Raw genomic sequence first — 16,402 nt, 5'->3', positions numbered from 1 at the left:
TCCCGAACTCGGCTGGCGGCGCCGCTTTGGGGCGACGCCAACGGCGCACTCTAGCGACCCGCGGCCCCCTCAACCAGATTGTTCGCAGCACAACTGCATCACCAGCTGAGCCGGACGACCACGTCGACAGCCATCGCCGCGAACAGCAGCCCCAAGTACGCGATCGAGGTGTGGAACACGCGCATCGCGGACTGGGGCGTCAGCGCTCGCCACAGCGTCACGAGCTGCCATCCGAACGCGGCGCCGCCGGCCGACGCAACCACCCAGTACAGGCCTCCGGCGTCGGCTGCCACGGCAAACCACAGCGACAGCGCGATCACCGCGAGGGTGTGCAGCGTCATCTGGACCAGCACCGAGCGCTCGCTGGCCACCGACGGCAGCATCGGCACCTCGGCGGTGTCGTAGTCGTCGGCATAACGGATGGCCAGCGCCCAGAAATGCGGCGGCGTCCAGAAGAAGACGATCGCAAACGCGATCCAGGCTTCGAGCGACAGCGTGCCGGTCACGGCGGCCCAGCCGACGAGCACCGGCGCGGCGCCGGCCGCACCGCCGATGACGATGTTCTGGGCCGACGACCGCTTCAGCCACAGCGTGTACACGAACACGTAGAACAGGCACGCAGCCAGCGCGAGCAGGGCTGCAAGCAGGTTGGCGCCCCACCACAGGATCCCGAACGCTGCCGCTTCGAGCACCACGCCGTAGATCAACGCTGCGCGCGGTGTCACCGTGCCGACCACCAATGGGCGGTGGGCCGTGCGGGCCATGGTCGCGTCGATGTCGCGATCGATGTACATGTTGAAGGTGTTGGCGCCGGCCGCCGACAGCGTGCCGCCGACCACGGTGAACAGCATCAGCGCCACCGAGGGCACGCCACGCTCGGCCACGAACATCGGCGGCACCGTCGTCACCAGCAGCAGTTCGATGATGCGCGGCTTGGTGAGCGCGACGTATCCCCGCAGTGTCGATCCACGCAGTGATGGGCGCAGCGCCGCCAGCATTGATGTGAGGCTACGAGTCGCCCCTAACGTTTCAGCGTGAATTTGCCGGAGCCGTCGCCGCAAGGGCGCAGGCGGTACGTCACGCCCGAGCGCTTCGCCACGATCGCGCGTTGGGCCCTCTGGTCGCTCGTGGCGATCGTCGTCACTGGCTCGCTTGTGCGTCTCACGGGCAGCGGCCTGGGATGCAGCGACTGGCCGACCTGCGAACCCGGCGAGTTCGTACCCGCGGCCGACTTTCACGGCTGGGTGGAATTCGGCAATCGCATCGTGACCGGCCTGGTGTCGGTGGCTGTCGTCGCGGCTGTCGCTGCGTCGTGGTGGCGGCAACCCCGCCGGGGCGACTTGGTGTGGTGGTCGCTGGGCCTGGTGGCCGGCGTGATCTTCCAGATCGGCCTCGGCGCCGTGACCGTGCTGACCCACCTGTCGCCGCCGATCGTGATGTCGCATTTCCTGGCGTCACAGGTGCTGGTGTCGGCTGCGGTTGTCTTGCAGCATCGAGCGTCGTGGGAGCCGCCGCCCGGCGGTATCGGCACTGCCCGGCTGCCGACGCAGGTCCGGACACTCGCATGGCTGGCCGCGGCGCTCACGGCTGCGGCCCTGTGGACCGGCACGGTGGTGACCGGCACCGGGCCCCACGGCGGTGACGAACATGTGGAGCGTCTGCAGTACGCCCTGCCGTCGGTGGCCCGCATTCACGGCATCACCGTGGCAGTGCTGGCTGCGACCACCCTGCTGCTCGCCTTCCGGGTGCGACGGCTGGCCGCGACGCAGGGGGGCGACGCAACGGCCGAGCTTGGGCGGCGCATTCGGACCGTGATCGGCGTCATGGCCGTGCAGGCCGCGATCGGGTACGTGCAGTACTTCAATGAGCTGCCGGTGCTGCTCGTGGCGCTGCATGTCGTCGGCGCAACGCTGCTCACGATCACGATGACCCGCCTGGTGCTTGCAGCAGAGACTGGACGGCACGCCTCAGCAGAGACTGGCATTGCCGAATCGGTTGGCATCGCGGGCCGCGGCTTCGCAGAATGAACCCGTGAGCCCGACCGCTCCAGCCGTTGCCGACCCCGAAGTTGTCCGCGATCCGACCAACGAGGACGAGCACAGCACTGATGTGCCGTGGGTGGTGCTGGTCTGGAACGACCCGATCAACTTGATGAGCTATGTCGTGTTCGTGTTCCAGAAGCTGTTCGGCTACAGCGAGGCCAAGGCCACCGAGCTGATGCTGGATGTGCACAACAAGGGCCGTGCCGCCGTCGCGTGGGGCTCACGTGAGAAGGCCGAGCTGGATGTGTTCAGGCTCCACGAGTACGGCCTCTGGGCCACCATGCAGAAGGACAACTGAGCTGTGCCCGCAGTGCTGCGCCAGCGACTGAGCGGCGCTCTGATGGCGGAGGCCCTGTGAGCGGCACACGGTTCGGGGCTCGCGGCTCGCTGGTGAGCGTGCACCTCGCCGACTGGGAGCGGCGCCTGCTGGCAGAGATGGTGGGCGAGCTGCGATCCAATCTGCTCGACCACACGCCGGCGCGCGACGGCGGCGACGGGCTGGATCCCTCGTTGCGCCGCCTGTTCCCGCCCGCCTACCTCAGCGACCCCGACCGCGATGCCGAATACCAGCGGCTGATGCGCGACGAGCTGCTGGCCGAGCGCCTCGACCACCTCGACCTGCTCGACGGCACGCTCGCTGCCGACCACCTCGACGACGAGCAGGTCACCGCTTGGATGCAGGGCCTGAACGAGCTGCGCCTGGTGCTCGGCACCCAGCTCGACATCTCCGAGGAGGACGATCCCGCCGAGATCGATCCGCACGACCCCGCGCAGCGCCCGCGGCTGCGCTACCACTACCTCGGCGGGCTGCTCGCAGAACTCATCGACGCCACCACCGCGTAGCCTGAGACGCCCTGCCCCCATCGTCTAGCGGCCTAGGACACCGGCCTTTCACGCCGGCGGCACGGGTTCGAATCCCGTTGGGGGTGCTGGAACCCGACGGCTGTTTCATTCAAGTTGGGCAAGCGGCAGACGTATCTCGACGGTAGTGCCGGGGCCGTCGGTGTCGATGACCGACGCTGAGCCGTTGTGACTGCGAGCTACGTAGTCGACGATGGACAGCCCGAGGCCGGAACCGGGTTGAGCGCGTGCTTCGGGGGTCCGGTAGAAGCGCTCGAATACCGTCTCACGCAAGGCGGTGGGGATGCCCGGTCCGTGGTCGCGCACTCGGACGTGAGCCTCCCGGTCGACTGCGGCGACGCTGATCTCGATGGGCTCGCCCGGAGGCGACCACTTCACGGCGTTGTCGACGAGGTTGCCGATCGCTCGCTCCACCAACGCTGCATTCACGACCACCTCGCACGACTCGAACGCGGTCACAAAATCCGTCTCGGTCCGGCGGCGGTGCCGGTCCATGACCGACGCAGCCAGCTCGGCCAGATCGACGCGCTCCGGCTCGCCCTGGGATCGCTGGTCGGTCGCCAGCTCGACGAGCTCGTTCACCAGTTCGGTGAGCTGGTCGAGCTCGAACTGGACATCGTCGAGCATCTGGCGGCGCTCATTGCTGTCGAGTGCAACGACTGCATCGCCGACAGGCGCGTCGGAAGCCGTCGCGGCCGCTGGTTGGGCCGCAACCTGCTCGGCTCGCGCCAGCAGTTCGATGTTGGTGCGGATGCTGGTGAGCGGTGTCCGCAGCTCGTGGCCTGCGTCGGTGACCAGCCGACGCTGCTGGGCGCGTGACAGCGCCAAGGCCTCCAGCATCGCGTTGAAGCTGCGAGCCAACTCGCCCAGCTCGTCGTCGCGCTCAAGTTCGATGGGCTGGTCCAGGTCCTGGGTCTGCGCGACGTTCCGTGCCGCATCGGTGAGCCGCCGAACCGGCCGGATGGCACGACCCGCCACCAGAAATCCCAGCAGTCCGGCTCCCGCGACGCCGATGGCGGCCACAACAGCCAGCGCGTTGCGCAGGCCCGCCACGTTCGCGTCGACCTCGTCGAGCGGGCTGGCGACCATCAGCGCTCCCACGGGCGCTACCGGCACGGTCAAGACCCGGAGGCGTACACCGTCCGCTGACACATCGGTTCGATGCCGACGAGCCCGGCCATTGGCCACGGCAACGTCTGCGGGTGTTACCGGCAGCACCTCGTCAGACGCGTACACCACTGCGCCGTTCGGGGCCACGATCTGGGCGAGCACGTCCCGGGGCACGAATCGCCCGAAGAACTGCACGCTGCGGCGCTCGGGCAGACGCCCGCCGCTCGCGACCAGCACGGCGACGCGGTCGTCCAGCTTGCGATCGAGTGCCGACCGGGCCTCGGCTCGGGCAATCCAGAGCGCTACCCCCGAGACCGCCAGCACTGCGACGGCGACCGAGGCTGCCACCAGCAGCCCGAGCCGGGTACGGAAGCTCATGTGGGTCGGAGCACGTAGCCCACACCGCGCACGGTCTGGATCGGCCTGTGACCGTCGGAACCCGCTGCCGCTGCGAGTTTGCGCCGCAGGTAGCCGACGTAGACCTCCAAGGAATTCGAGGCCAGCGACGCGTCGTAGCCCCACACCGTGTCGTAGATCTCGTCGCGATGCAGAACACGACCCGGGTTGCGCAGGAACAGCTCCAGCAGCCGGTGCTCGGTGTGGGTCAGCGAGATGGGCTCGCCCGCGCAGGTCACCTCGTAGCTGGCGGTGTCGAGCACGATGCCGGCGCACGCCAGCCGTTCGCCTTCCTCCGGCGAGGAGCCCTCAGCGCTCCTGCGCAGCAGTGCCCGCAGTCGAGCCAGCAATTCGTCGAGCGCGAACGGCTTGGCCAAGTAGTCGTCAGCGCCGGCATCGAGGCCTTCCACCCGATCCGCAGTGGTGCCCCGCGCCGTCAGCAGCAGGATCGGCAGGCGGCTCCCGGCGGCGCGCAGGCGGCGGCACAGCTCGAAACCGCCCAGGTTCGGCATGGTGGCATCCAGCACCATCACGTCTGCCCGGCCGGCCAGCGCCTCGCCCTCGAGGCCATCGCTGCCTTCGAGCACGTCATAACCCTCGATCTGCAAGGCGCGTCGCAAGGCCGCTCGAATGCGTTGATCGTCGTCGACGACGGCCACCGCGGGGCTGCTCCGGTTCGGCAGATCAGCACCCATGGCCTCATTCTGGAACGCCGTTCATGAGAAACCCATGAGAGGCCGAGCCGGCAGGTGCCGAAAGTCCCCGCCGAGTTAGTTTCTTAGCGTGCTGAACTGGTGGCGTTGGCTGAGCGCAGGCCCTAGGGACCGCCGCGAGCACATCGTGTGGTCCCTCCGTTACACGGCAACGTTTTGCTCGCTGATGCTCTGGAATCTGTTCAGCAGCAACCTCAGTGTGTTGCTGATCATCATCATGTTGTGGCCTGCGTGGCTGGTCCCGTTCGTGCGCTGGCAGCATCGCCGAGTGCCGTTCAGCACGACCCCGAACAAGTTCAAAGCCGAGTGCGTGCGCTTAACGCTGAAGACGGCTCTATCCCGGGCCGCGGCAGCGGACATCGGCGACGTTGAGCCGTTCGTCTGGAAGGTGCGCACTCTCGGGAATCAGGTGACGGTGTCGTACCTGTACCCGAAGCACTGGTCGATGTCGGGCTCGGCGGTGTTCCGCCAGAACGTCGGCGAGATATCGCACCAGCTCGCATTGACCACCTAAGGACTGCAGTTGCAGCCGGGGCCTCGGTTTCGAGCCGGCGGCGGAGCGCCTCAGTTGCTGAGCCGTGTGGTCAGTTGGTCGTGCCGACCGCTGTGTCGAGAAGCGGAGCGTCGAATGCATCCCAAGGGAGCGGCCGAGGCAATGCCTCGCCGTTACGTTGCAGGTCCGCAACGATGTCGTCCACCAGCTCACGGATTCCGCGGAGGCAGTCCGCCTCGGTCGCAGCAATGTGACTCACCAGCACGAACCCGTTGCACACTCCAATCCAGGCGTGATCCTCGTCTGACCACGACACTCGAAACTGGTACCGAGGATCATTCATTGCCGGTCTCCATCATGTCGACGGCACGCAGTACCTGACGCACCTGATACGGCTTCGCGTCTCCGCCGTGGCGCGGAACGTGACGGTGGCGACTAGCCGGCGGCGGAGGTGCTGCGGCGGAGATGGGAGATGGTGAGCGCGGCGCAGGCTTCGCGTTCGGTTTCGTAACTCAGTGCCCGTACGGCGTCGGCGATGTCCCACCAGGCCACCTCGTCGACCTCGCTCGGGTCGCCCGCGAGCCGCTTGGGCATCTTCGCCGGGGCCATCGCGTAGAAGAGCACCAGCTTGGGCACCCCGCTGGCGATCATGTAGCTGACCGGGTAGGGCGCAGACGTGATCGCGCACCGCACGCCCGTCTCCTCGCGGACCTCGCGCAATGCCGCCTCCTCCCAGGATTCGCCCCGGTTGAGGTGGCCCTTCGGCAATGACCAGTCGTCGTACCGCGGCCGGTGCACCACCAGCACGGCACCGTCGTGGCACACCACGCCGCCGGCCGCCCGGTCCACGGGCGCACTGGAATAGCGGCCCCGCTCGATGTGGCGCCGGCGTGCCTTGACCGTGAGCTGCGCGGCAGGAGCCTGGACCGACTTCTTGCGGCCTTTCTTCGACGACTTGGCCCCATCGGATGCCACGCTTCGTGTCTAGCGTGTCCGCGCTGGCCGGGATGTACATGTCGGCGGTTGGCGGGATCGACAACGGGGGACAGACATGGACTTGGGAATCTGTATCGCATCGCACATCGGCGATCTCGACTACGTCGAGCGGGCCGAGGAGCTCGGCTACACGCATGCCTGGTTCGCGGACAGCCACATGCTGTGGTCGGACTGCTACGCCACCCTGGCGCTTGCCGCTGAGCGCACCAGCACCATCCAGCTCGGCACCGGCGTGTCGGTCTCGGGCACGCGGCCTGCTCCGGTGACCGCCGCGTCGATCGCCACGATCAACGCGCTCGCGCCCGGGCGGACATTCCTCGGCATCGGCACCGGCAATACGGCGATGCGGATCATGGGACACAAGCCCCAGCGCATCGCCGAGTTCGACCAGTACCTAGCAGCGCTGCGACCGATGCTGCGTGGCGAGGAAGCCGTCCACCACTTCGGCGGCAGCGCGCAGCCGATCCGCCACATCATGCCGGACAACGGGTTTGTCAACTTCGACGACGAGATCCCGCTGTACGTGTCGGGTTTCGGGCCGCGCTCGCTGGGGCTGGCGGGTCGCTACGGCGATGGCGCAGTGCTCTCGGTGCCGCCAGACGGCTCGGCCACGGCGCGCGTCTGGGAGTACATCGAAGAAGGCGCCGCCCAGGCAGACCGCACAATCGACCGCGCCGACTACCTGATGTGCTCGCTCACCACCATCGTGATCCTCGACGACGGCGAGACACTCGCCAGCCAGCGCGAGCGGGTCCATCACGAGGCGGGTGCCTTCGCGATGGCGTCGCTGCACTACTCCTACGACCAGTACCGGCAGTTCGGCCGGTCGCCCGGGGCACGCCTGGAAGCGGTCTGGGACGAGTACTGCGCGATGCTCGACGACACCGACCCCGATCGCATCCACCAGCGCATCCACGCCGGCCACAACTGCTGGGTGCTGCCCGAAGAGGCTCGGTTCCTCACCGACGAGCTCATCGATGCCACCTGCATCGTGGGCACGGCCGAGGCGGTCACCGAACGGCTAGCGGACCTAGGCGAGCGCGGGCTCGACCAGATCATGATCCTGCCCAACTTCGATCCCCGCTACGAGGTGCTCGAACGCGTCGGCAACGAGATCATTCCCCGGCTGGCGGCCGGCTGAGTGGGTCGGTACGAGACTGCTCGCTAGCCTTGTGCGCTGCTGTTGAGCCCATCCTGCGGAGCTGGCACCCATGAGCAACATCTGCCAAGTCACCGGCCGCCGGCCGCACTCGGGCTTCAACGTGTCGCACTCGCATCGGCGGACGAAGCGCTGGTTCAAGCCGAACATCCAGCGGAAGCGGTTCTGGGTGCCCAACGAGAGTCGCTGGGTCACGCTGACCGTCAGCGCCAAGGGCATCAAGACCATCAACAAGCGCGGCATCGAGTCGGTGGTGGCCGATCTGCGCCGTCGTGGGGAGAAAGTCTGATGCCCAAGAGCGACAAGCGTCCCGTCATCAAGCTGAAGTCCACCGAGGGCAGCGGCTACACGTACACGACGCGCAAGAACAAGACCAACACCCGCGACCGGATCGAGCTGCGCAAGTACGACCCGGTGCTGCGCCGGCACGTCATCTTCAAAGAAGAACGCTGAGCGGCGGCGCCGTCGAGGGCGCCCCATGAGCACCGCATGACCGCGGCGCGGCCTGCTCGCCTGAGCCTGCGGGCGGCGCGACGGCTCGCCATCGGCGCCCAAGGGCTCGCCTCACCGCTGCCGGGTGGGCGGCTGGACCTCCGGCATCTGCGACGGGCCATGGATTGCATGGGCCTGCTGCAGATCGACGCCGTCAATGTGCTGGCGCGCTCGCACCTGCTGGTGCTGCGCGCCCGGATGGGCGGCACGCATGACGCCGTGCTGGGGCTGCTCGAGCGGGCGGCGTACGCACGCCGCGCAGACGAGCGGGAGCTGACCGAGTACTGGGGCCATGAGGCGTCGTTCGTGCGTGTGGCCGACTGGCCGCTGTTCGGCTGGCGGATGCGCCGGGGGGCTGCCGGCGACATGTGGAGCGGCTACGCCCGCTTCGGAGAGGCCAACCAGCCCAAGATTCGTGCGGCGCTCGCTTGGCTCGACTCCAACGGCCCCGCATCCACGGCTGAGGTGGATGCTGCGATGGAGTGGGGACCGGGCGTGCGCGGGCCCTGGGGAACACGCAGCAACGGGAAGCTGGCGCTGGCGTGGCTGTTCTGGGCAGGCCGGGTCGGCGTGGCCGAACGCACCGGATTCGTGCGGCGCTACGACGTGATCGAACGGGTGCTGCCGAGCGAGGTGGTCGAGACGGTTGTGGACGAACCCGACGCGCACCGGGCGCTGCTGGCAGACGCCACCCGGTGCCTCGGCGTAGCCACCGCCGATGATCTCATCGACTACCACCGCCTGCCGAAGCGCATAGCGCCCGCTCGCATAGCGGAGCTCGTCGAGAGCGGCCAGCTCCGCCAGGTAACAGTGGAGGGCTGGGATCGGCCGGGGTATGTCCCCGCCGGCCAGCGCGCTGCCCGGCGACGGTCGAGGTCGGTGCTGCTCAGCCCGTTCGACCCGCTGGTGTGGCACCGCCCCCGCGCAGAGCGGCTCTTCGGCTTTCACTACCGCATCGAGATCTACACGCCCAAGGCCAAGCGGCAGTACGGCTACTTCGTGCTGCCGTTCCTGCACGACGATGCGCTGGCGGCGCGCCTCGATGTGCGCTTCGACCGGGAACGCAACGTGCTGGAAGTACCGGCTGCGTGGGCTGAACCGGCGTCATGGCCCAGCGGCGCCGCGGCCTCCGCAGACGCTCTGGAGGCACTGGCAGCCGAGCTGCATGCGCTGTCAGCGTGGTGCGGCGGCGAGGGAGTGTCAGTGCTGTCTCGCGGCAATCTTGCCGGCCGTCTGACCGCAGCGGTCAGCAGCGCTGATTGCTGATCGAGGTGGCTATCGTTGCTGCGCTTGCATCGGCAGAGATCCCGATCTCGACGTCGGCGCAAGCACACAGCAATACAGCTGGTCCCGTGGTGAAGTCTGGAGTTCACGCTGGCCTGTCAAGCCAGAGGTCGCGGGTTCAAATCCCGTCGGGACCGCGGTCGGGTAGCTCAGTTGGCAGAGCGCGCGCCTGAAAAGCGTGAGGTCACCGGATCGACGCCGGTCCCGACCACTGCCTAGTGCGAGCGAAGGGGCTTCGCCCCCGCTCACAACAATAGAAAGCTCGAAGGGCTTCGCCCCTCGGCCGCGAACTTAAGGGGTGCCGTCGCGACGACTCTCGTGGGGCGCTTGGGTGTGGCCTGTTTAGCGGCGGGTTACTTGGTCTTTTTGGGCTGCGGTTGCTACGGCGGAGGCCACTGCTGGGACTACTGAGCGGTCGAAGGCTGTGGGGATGACCAGGTCGGGGCTGAGGTCGTCGCTGGAGACTCCTGCGGCGATGGCCTCGGCGGCGGCGATCTTCATGTTCTCGGTGATGTCGGTGGCGCCCGCGTCGAAGGCGCCACGGAAGATGCCGGGGAACGCCAGCACGTTGTTGATCTGGTTGGGGTAGTCGCTGCGGCCCGTGGCCACCACGGCGGCGATGTCGCCGATGGCGTCGGGCAGGATCTCAGGGTCGGGGTTCGCCATGGCGAACACGATCGGGCGCTCCGCCATCGTCTCCACGTCGTCGCGGGTGATGAGCCCAGGACCGCTCAGTCCGAAGAACACGTCGGCGCCGGCCATCGCGTCGGACACCGAGCCGGCCACGCGCTCGGCGTTGGTGTTGGCCGCCAGCCATTCCTTGGCGTGGTTCAGCTCGGAGCGACCGGGATGAATGGTGCCCTTGCGGTCGCAGGCGATCACGTCGCCGATGCCGGCGCCCAGCAGGATCTTGGCGGTCGCAACCCCGGCGGCACCCGCCCCCAGGATGACGCAGCGCAGGTTCGCCAGCTCCTTGCCCACGATCCGCGCCGAGTTCTCGAGCGCAGCCAGCGCGACCACTGCGGTGCCGTGCTGGTCGTCGTGGAACACGGGGATGTCGAGCGCGGCCCGCAGCGCTTCCTCGACCTCGAAGGCCCCGGGTGCCGCGATGTCCTCCAGGTTGATGCCGCCGAAGGTGGGCGCCAGCCGGATGACCGTCTCCACGATCTCGTCGGGCTCGTTGACGTCGAGGCAGATCGGGAACGCGTCCACGCCGGCGAATTCCTTGAACAGCAGCGCCTTGCCCTCCATGACCGGCATCGCGGCCGCCGGGCCGATGTCACCGAGACCGAGCACCGCCGTGCCGTCGCTGACGATGGCGACCGTGTTGCCCTTGATCGTCAGGTCGTGTACACGCTCGGGCTGATCGGCGATCGCCCGGCAGACACGAGCGACGCCGGGCGTATAGGCCATGGAGAGGTCATCGGCATTGCGCAGCGGGATGCGGGTGACTGTCTCGAGCTTGCCGCCCTCGTGCAGCTCGAACGTGCGGTCCATCGAGGAGATGACCGTGATGCCTTCGAGCCCGTTGACTGCGTCGCAGATCTGAACGATGTGCTGCTCGCTGGACGCATCCACCACGATGTGCTGGCGCAGGGTGCCCTGGGTGATGGTGAAGCCGTCGAGGCTCTGGATGTTGCCGCCTACGTCGCCGATCGCCGTGCACAGCCGGCCGAGCGTGCCCGGCTGGTGGGCCAGCTCGACTTCGAGCGTGGCGGAATAGGCGGCGGTGGGTCGCGACCCCGCAGTGGCAGTCATCGGTGCTCCTGGCGCGCCCGGGGCGCTGTCCGGATAATGGGCAGGCAGGGTATTGGGCTGGACCCGTCGATTTGGCTCTAGCTGCCCGCTTGGACCAGGTGGGCAGTGCCCGCGCCCGGGCGGATCTCGCCGATCACCCAAGCCTGGTGGCCAGCGCCTTGCGCAACCGCAACCGCCGCATCGGCCTCCGGCGGGGGCACGGCAATCACCATGCCGATGCCGAGGTTGAAGACGCGTTCCATCTCCTCGGGCGTGACCGGGCCGGCATCCGCAATGCGGCCGAAGATCCTGGGCACCGGCCAGGATCCGCGCCGCAGCACCGCATCGACATCGGGGCCGAGCATGCGGGCCACATTCGCCACCAGTCCCCCGCCGGTGATGTGCGCAGCCCCGAGCGCGCCGCATTCGTCGAAGAGCGCTAGCACCGCGGGGGTGTAGATGACCGAGGGTCGCAGCATCTCGTCGCCCAGCGAATGATCGGCACCCGGCCAGGCGGGCGAGCCGAGCACCGCCGCTTCGGGCGTCTCACCGAGCAGGACGCGGCGGGCGAGGCTGTAGCCGTTGCATCGAAGCCCACCCGACGCCAGCCCCACGAGCGTCGCGTCGCCTGCGATGGAGCCTCGCAGCCGTGCGCGTTCGGCCACGCCCACGGCAAAGCCGGCGATGTCATAGTCGCCGGGAGCGAGCGCATCGGGGTGCTCGGCCAGCTCGCCTCCGACCAGCGCGCAGCCGGCGCTGCGGCAGCCGGCGGCCAAGCCCGTCACGATCGCCTCGACGACGTCGGGGTCGAGGCGTCCTGCGGTGATCTGATCGTGGAACAGCAGCGGCTGTGCACCGAGCGTGACGATGTCGTCGACGCACATGGCCACCACGTCGATCCCGATCGTGTCCCACCGGCCGAGCGCAGCGGCAATGAGGGGCTTGGTACCCGCGCCGTCATTCGCGCTCACCAGCACTGGGTCGGCGAAGCCCTCCGGCAGGGCCGTGACCGCCCCGAACGCTCCGATGTCGCTCAGCACCTCAGGCCGGTAGGTGCTGCGAGCGTGGGGCGCCAGACGCCGCACCGCCTCGTCGCCCGCGTCGATGCTCACTCCCGCCGCTTCGTAGGTCAGCGGCCCGGAATCGCCGGCTTCGAGTGCGCCAGCGGGTGGGTCCACAGATGCGGGCGTCATCCAGCGACGGACTCGGCGACGGCAGCACGCTGCACGCTGCCCGTCGCGATCAGCGAGCGATTCGGCTCGTCGGCAGCGCTGCCGAACACTTCGGCCCGCGCCCCCGCGCCGATCTCCACCGGATACTCGCCGGTCAGGCACGCATGACAGAACCCGCCGCCAGGCACGCCGGTGGCCTCGACGAGCTGATCCAGGCTCAGGTAGGCCAGCGAATCGACTCCCAGGTATGCCTCGATCTCGGCCAGGTCGCGATTCGCGGCCAGCAGCTCGTCGGAGGTGCCGGTGTCCATGCCGTAGAAGCACGGCCAGCGGTACGGGGGCGAGGAGATGCGCAGGTGCACCTCGACAGCGCCGGCGCTGCGCAGCATCTCCACGATCGACCGGGTGGTGGTGCCACGCACGATCGAATCGTCGACCACCACGAGCCGGCGACCGTCGATGTTGGGGCTGATCGGATTCAGCTTGGTCCGCACACCCAGCGATCGGACGTGCTGGTTCGGAGCGATGAAGGTGCGACCGATGTAGCGGTTCTTGACCAGCCCGTCGCCGTAGGCGATGCCGCTGGCACGTGCGTAGCCCTGCGCAGCAGGAATGCCCGACTCGGGAACAGGCATCACCAGGTCGGCATCGACCGGCGCGTTGGTTGCCAAGTGGGCGCCCATGCGCTGGCGGGCCGCATGCACGTTCTGGCCAGCCAAGGTGGTATCGGGGCGCGAGAAATACACGAACTCGAAGACGCACAAGTGCGGGGACGCCCCGTCGCCGGTTGACGATGTGGCTGCAAAGGGCCACAGCGAGCGGCACCCGGCTGCGTCGATGACGATCATCTCGCCCGGCTGGATCTCGCGCTCGAACGTCGCGCCGACCACCTCCAGCGCAGGGTTCTCCGATGCCAGCACCCAGCCGCCGCTGGACTGGCTGCTCCCAGCGTCGTCACCCGCTTGCTCGTCGACATCCAAGCGGCCCAGGCACAGCGGCCAGATGCCATGCGGATCACGAACCCCGATCAGGCGGTCGCGGTCGGCCACCACAAACGTGAAGCCCCCGCGCAGGCTGGGCAGTACCTCTGCGAGCGCTTCCGTGACGGCCTCGCGTGGGCGGGTGCGGGTGATCTGCGGTGTGGCGTTGATGCGCTGGGCGATCAGCTCGGCCACCAAGTCGCTGTCGCTGGTGACCACCCCGTCGAGCATCCCCGAGGAGGCTGCCAGCTCGGCCGTGTTGGTGAGGTTCCCGTTGTGACCGAGCGCGAATTCCGTGCCGTCAAGCCCCCGGTAGAAGGGCTGCGCTGCACGCCAGGAGCTCGAACCCGTGGTGGAGTAGCGGGTGTGGCCGATGGCGAGGTCGCCTTCGAGTCCTGCAAGCACGCGATCATCGAAGGCGCTGGCGACCAGGCCCATGTCCTTCACGACCGTGATGTGGGTCCGGTCGGACACGGCGATGCCGGCCGATTCCTGCCCCCGGTGCTGCAGCGCGTACAGCCCGAGATAGCTCAGGTGGGCCACGGGCCCGCCCGGCAGGTACACGCCGACGACGCCACAGGCCTCGCGCGGCTTGACCAGATCCACGCCTTCGGCCGGGGTGCCGCTCACGCCGCCTCCCCGTCGACGGGCTGTGCGAACGCTCCGGGCAAGGCACCGCTCCAGCGGGCCAGCGTGTCGGCGAGGGCCACGTCGATGTCGATACCGGGTTCTGCGAAGCGCCCGATCTGCACGCTCGATCCGCCGAACGGCCCGAGCCAGCGGCTCGCGAGCCCTGCTGCAGAGGCCGCGTGCGCGAGCCGCTCGGCATCGTCAGCTTCAACTGCGACCAACACGCGGCCCGGCGGTTCAGCGAACAGCGCCCGCTCCGCCGGCGACGGGCCTCCCAGCGACGGAACCCGCGCTTGCACGCCCGTGCCGCCGTGACAGCACATTTCCGCGATCGCCACGGCGATGCCACCGTCGGAGACATCATGCGCGAACCGCACGAGACCCTCCCGCACGGCTGCAGCCACGAACCGGGCTGTTGCGGCGCTGCCCGCGAGGTCGAGGTCGGGCAGCGCGCCGTCGCGGCAGCCACGACGTTCCCACGCCCACCGGCTGCCGCCCAGCGCCGTGGGACCCCGCGACGACGTGTCGGTGCCTGTGTCGTCCCCGACGGCCGGGCCGGGCGAGCCCACCAGAATGAGCGCCGTGCCCGACGGCAACTCGTCGGCGATCGGCCGGCGAGTGAGGTCGGGATGCACACCGAGCAGGCATACCACCGGTGTCGGGCTGATATTGGTGCCGTTGGTCTCGTTGTAGAGGCTGACGTTGCCGCCCACGACGGGCACGCCGAGTGCGTCACAGGCTTCCGCCATGCCGTCGATGGCCTCAGAAAGCTGCCACATGACCTCGGGATACGTCGGATTGCCGAAGTTGAGGCAGTTGACGAGCGCGAGCGGATCGGCGCCCACGCAGGCGAGGTTCAGCGCCGCCTCGATGACCACCATGGCGGTGCCCCAGCGAGGATCGGCATCGCACCAGCGGTGGTTGCCGTCCACCGACACGGCAAGGCCGCGCCCGGTCGGGGTGCCGTTGCGAGGGTCTCGCAGTCGCAGCAGCGTGGCGTCGCGGCCCGGGCCGACCACCGTGTTCAGGAACAGCTGGTGGTCGTACTGGCGGTACACCCAGCTCGGGTCGGCGAGCATCGCCAACAGGTCCGCAGCACAGTCGCTGGAGCTGCCCGCGGCGGGATCAGCCGCCGGGTCGACGCTGCGCCGGAGGGTCAGATCGGCCGGAGGCCGCATCGGACGGTCGTACGACGGCGCGTCGTCGTGCAGCGTGCTCGCCGGAACCTCGGCCAGGACTGGGCCATCCACCCCATCGCGCACGCGCAGCATGCCGTCGCTGGTCACGCGCCCGACCACCGTCGAGCTCACCTCCCAGCGTGAACAGATCTCGAGCACCCGATCGACGTTGGCTGACGAGACAATCGCCAGCATGCGCTCCTGAGACTCCGATGTCATGATCTCGAACGGTTCCATGCCGTGCTGGCGCAGCGGCACGACGCTGACATCCACCTCCATGCCGGTACCGCCACGCGAGGCCGTCTCGCTCGCAGCGCACGTCAAACCGGCGCCGCCGAGATCCTGGATGCCGCTGACGAGCCCTGCCTCCAGCAGTTCCAGGCATGCCTCGATGAGACGCTTTTCCTCGAAGGGATCGCCGACCTGAACGCTCGGGCGCTTCGTGGCATCGTCGTCGGCCTCGTCGAATCCCGCCGACGCCAGCACGCTGACGCCGCCGATGCCGTCGCGGCCGGTGCTCGCGCCCATGAGCACGGCCGCACTGCCCACCTCGGTGGCGCGGCCGAGCACCAGACGCTCGGTCGGCATGATCCCGAGCGCGGCAACATTCACCAGCGGGTTGTCTCGGTACGTCTCGCACGACACGAATTCGCCGGCAACAGTCGGAACGCCGACGCTGTTGCCATACCCCGAGATGCCGCTGACGATTCCCTCGGCGATCCAGTTGCTGCGCGGCTCGTCCAGCGGCCCCACGCGCAGCGGATCGGCGAGCGCAATGGGCCGCGCGCCCATGGTGAAGATGTCTCGCAGGATGCCGCCGACTCCGGTTGCCGCGCCTTGATATGGCTCGATGGCCGAGGGATGGTTGTGGCTCTCGATGCGCACGGCAACGGCAATACCGTCGCCGACGTCGACAACACCGGCGTTCTCACCTGGTCCGACGAGCACACACGGGGCCTCAGTGGGTAAACGAGCGAGATGACGGCGCGACGACTTGTACGAGCAATGCTCGGACCACATCACCGCATACATCGCGAGTTCGAGATGATTCGGTTCACGCTCCAAGAGCTCGCAAATGCGGCCGTATTCGTCATCGGTCAGGCCAAGTGCCGCATGAATGCTGGTTGTATCGGAAACTATTGCAGTCACATCAACCCAA

17 protein-coding genes and 3 tRNA genes are annotated in these 16,402 nt (G+C 68.4%); 11 read left to right on the top strand and 9 right to left on the bottom strand.

The genetic code is table 11. The features are described from left to right. Positions 1-98: 98 nt before the first annotated feature. Entirely contained in the window at positions 99-998 is a 900-nt protein-coding gene (locus tag ACOGXD_RS06500) for a heme o synthase (protein WP_419917071.1), read from the bottom strand. A 36-nt stretch (positions 999-1,034) separates the two neighbouring features. On the opposite strand from ACOGXD_RS06500, the gene ACOGXD_RS06495 reads away from it, so the two are divergent. From ACOGXD_RS06495 to ACOGXD_RS06480, 4 genes are all read left to right on the top strand, one after another. Continuing rightward, on the top strand, positions 1,035-2,027 hold the full coding sequence (locus ACOGXD_RS06495; RefSeq protein ID WP_419917070.1) for a COX15/CtaA family protein: 993 nt from the start codon (positions 1,035-1,037) through the stop codon (positions 2,025-2,027). A 4-nt stretch (positions 2,028-2,031) separates the two neighbouring features. Next, positions 2,032-2,340: an ATP-dependent Clp protease adapter ClpS gene (gene clpS / locus ACOGXD_RS06490; RefSeq protein ID WP_419917069.1), complete on the top strand. Its 309-nt coding sequence runs from the start codon at positions 2,032-2,034 to the stop codon at positions 2,338-2,340. A 56-nt stretch (positions 2,341-2,396) separates the two neighbouring features. After that, positions 2,397-2,885, top strand: a complete 489-nt coding sequence (locus ACOGXD_RS06485; RefSeq protein ID WP_419917068.1) for a DUF2017 family protein — start codon at positions 2,397-2,399, stop codon at positions 2,883-2,885. A gap of 13 nt (positions 2,886-2,898) precedes the next feature. Continuing rightward, positions 2,899-2,971, top strand: a tRNA-Glu gene (locus tag ACOGXD_RS06480). 19 nt (positions 2,972-2,990) lie between these two features. On the opposite strand, the gene ACOGXD_RS06475 is transcribed toward ACOGXD_RS06480, so the two are convergent. Beyond that, entirely contained in the window at positions 2,991-4,391 is a 1,401-nt protein-coding gene (locus ACOGXD_RS06475) for an ATP-binding protein (protein ID WP_419917067.1), read from the bottom strand. Next, a complete protein-coding gene (locus ACOGXD_RS06470) occupies positions 4,388-5,104 on the bottom strand; it encodes a response regulator transcription factor (RefSeq protein WP_419917066.1) in 717 nt (238 codons plus the stop codon). Before ACOGXD_RS06470 ends, ACOGXD_RS06475 begins: the two co-directional genes overlap by 4 nt. A 220-nt stretch (positions 5,105-5,324) precedes the next feature. Between ACOGXD_RS06470 and ACOGXD_RS06465 the strand changes: the two genes are divergently transcribed. Then, positions 5,325-5,636 (top strand): hypothetical protein, encoded by a 312-nt coding sequence (locus ACOGXD_RS06465; protein ID WP_419917065.1) that lies wholly within the window; start codon positions 5,325-5,327, stop codon positions 5,634-5,636. Positions 5,637-5,706: 70 nt separating this feature from the next. Here the strand turns inward: ACOGXD_RS06465 and ACOGXD_RS06460 are convergent, their stop codons facing one another. Both ACOGXD_RS06460 and ACOGXD_RS06455 read right to left on the bottom strand, forming a co-directional pair. After that, positions 5,707-5,958, bottom strand: coding sequence for an antitoxin HicB (locus tag ACOGXD_RS06460; protein WP_419917064.1), 252 nt, complete (start codon positions 5,956-5,958; stop codon positions 5,707-5,709). Positions 5,959-6,050: 92 nt separating this feature from the next. Then, on the bottom strand, positions 6,051-6,590 hold the full coding sequence (locus ACOGXD_RS06455; RefSeq protein ID WP_419917063.1) for an NUDIX hydrolase: 540 nt from the start codon (positions 6,588-6,590) through the stop codon (positions 6,051-6,053). Positions 6,591-6,666: 76 nt separating this feature from the next. Here ACOGXD_RS06455 and ACOGXD_RS06450 point away from each other — a divergent pair, with 76 nt between their 5' ends. From ACOGXD_RS06450 to ACOGXD_RS06425, 6 genes are all read left to right on the top strand, one after another. Beyond that, positions 6,667-7,752 (top strand): LLM class flavin-dependent oxidoreductase, encoded by a 1,086-nt coding sequence (locus ACOGXD_RS06450; protein WP_419917062.1) that lies wholly within the window; start codon positions 6,667-6,669, stop codon positions 7,750-7,752. A 70-nt stretch (positions 7,753-7,822) separates the two neighbouring features. Then, on the top strand, positions 7,823-8,059 hold the full coding sequence (gene rpmB / locus ACOGXD_RS06445) for a 50S ribosomal protein L28 (protein WP_419854909.1): 237 nt from the start codon (positions 7,823-7,825) through the stop codon (positions 8,057-8,059). Then, a complete protein-coding gene (gene rpmG, locus ACOGXD_RS06440; protein ID WP_323671457.1) occupies positions 8,059-8,223 on the top strand; it encodes a 50S ribosomal protein L33 in 165 nt (54 codons plus the stop codon). Before rpmB ends, rpmG begins: the two co-directional genes overlap by 1 nt. Positions 8,224-8,259: 36 nt before the next feature. Further along, a complete protein-coding gene (locus tag ACOGXD_RS06435; RefSeq protein ID WP_419917061.1) occupies positions 8,260-9,528 on the top strand; it encodes a winged helix-turn-helix domain-containing protein in 1,269 nt (422 codons plus the stop codon). Positions 9,529-9,608: 80 nt separating this feature from the next. Beyond that, positions 9,609-9,683 (top strand) — tRNA-Asp (locus ACOGXD_RS06430). A gap of 1 nt (position 9,684) precedes the next feature. Continuing rightward, a tRNA-Phe gene (locus ACOGXD_RS06425) sits at positions 9,685-9,757 on the top strand. A 131-nt stretch (positions 9,758-9,888) separates the two neighbouring features. Here the strand turns inward: ACOGXD_RS06425 and ACOGXD_RS06420 are convergent. The 4 genes from ACOGXD_RS06420 to purL all read right to left on the bottom strand — a co-directional run bounded on the left by ACOGXD_RS06420 (position 9,889) and on the right by purL (position 16,392). Next, positions 9,889-11,304 (bottom strand): NAD-dependent malic enzyme, encoded by a 1,416-nt coding sequence (locus tag ACOGXD_RS06420; RefSeq protein ID WP_419917060.1) that lies wholly within the window; start codon positions 11,302-11,304, stop codon positions 9,889-9,891. A 77-nt stretch (positions 11,305-11,381) separates the two neighbouring features. Then, positions 11,382-12,476, bottom strand: a complete 1,095-nt coding sequence (gene purM / locus ACOGXD_RS06415) for a phosphoribosylformylglycinamidine cyclo-ligase (protein ID WP_419917059.1) — start codon at positions 12,474-12,476, stop codon at positions 11,382-11,384. After that, a complete protein-coding gene (gene purF / locus ACOGXD_RS06410; protein WP_419917058.1) occupies positions 12,473-14,065 on the bottom strand; it encodes an amidophosphoribosyltransferase in 1,593 nt (530 codons plus the stop codon). Before purF ends, purM begins: the two co-directional genes overlap by 4 nt. After that, entirely contained in the window at positions 14,062-16,392 is a 2,331-nt protein-coding gene (gene purL / locus ACOGXD_RS06405; RefSeq protein ID WP_419917057.1) for a phosphoribosylformylglycinamidine synthase subunit PurL, read from the bottom strand. Before purL ends, purF begins: the two co-directional genes overlap by 4 nt. Between the last annotated feature and the right edge of the window lie 10 nt (positions 16,393-16,402).

Origin of the sequence: Candidatus Poriferisodalis sp. (genome assembly GCF_965204125.1) — a bacterium.
Taxonomy (GTDB): domain Bacteria; phylum Actinomycetota; class Acidimicrobiia; order Acidimicrobiales; family Poriferisodalaceae; genus Poriferisodalis.
The sequence above is the reverse complement of the archived record's forward strand: the minus strand, read 5'-3'. Positions and strand labels throughout refer to the sequence as shown.

Bases quoted from the DNA above. Each gene is read 5' to 3' on its own strand.
- purM (WP_419917059.1), bottom strand. From the start codon at position 12,476: ATGACGCCCGCATCTGTGGACCCACCCGCTGGCGCACTCGAAGCCGGC.
- rpmB (WP_419854909.1), top strand. From the start codon at position 7,823: ATGAGCAACATCTGCCAAGTCACCGGCCGCCGGCCGCACTCGGGCTTC.
- ACOGXD_RS06435 (WP_419917061.1), top strand. From the start codon at position 8,260: ATGACCGCGGCGCGGCCTGCTCGCCTGAGCCTGCGGGCGGCGCGACGG.
- ACOGXD_RS06470 (WP_419917066.1), bottom strand. From the start codon at position 5,104: ATGGGTGCTGATCTGCCGAACCGGAGCAGCCCCGCGGTGGCCGTCGTC.
- rpmG (WP_323671457.1), top strand. From the start codon at position 8,059: ATGCCCAAGAGCGACAAGCGTCCCGTCATCAAGCTGAAGTCCACCGAG.
- ACOGXD_RS06475 (WP_419917067.1), bottom strand. From the start codon at position 4,391: ATGAGCTTCCGTACCCGGCTCGGGCTGCTGGTGGCAGCCTCGGTCGCC.
- ACOGXD_RS06500 (WP_419917071.1), bottom strand. From the start codon at position 998: ATGCTGGCGGCGCTGCGCCCATCACTGCGTGGATCGACACTGCGGGGA.
- ACOGXD_RS06460 (WP_419917064.1), bottom strand. From the start codon at position 5,958: ATGAATGATCCTCGGTACCAGTTTCGAGTGTCGTGGTCAGACGAGGAT.
- ACOGXD_RS06420 (WP_419917060.1), bottom strand. From the start codon at position 11,304: ATGACTGCCACTGCGGGGTCGCGACCCACCGCCGCCTATTCCGCCACG.
- ACOGXD_RS06450 (WP_419917062.1), top strand. From the start codon at position 6,667: ATGGACTTGGGAATCTGTATCGCATCGCACATCGGCGATCTCGACTAC.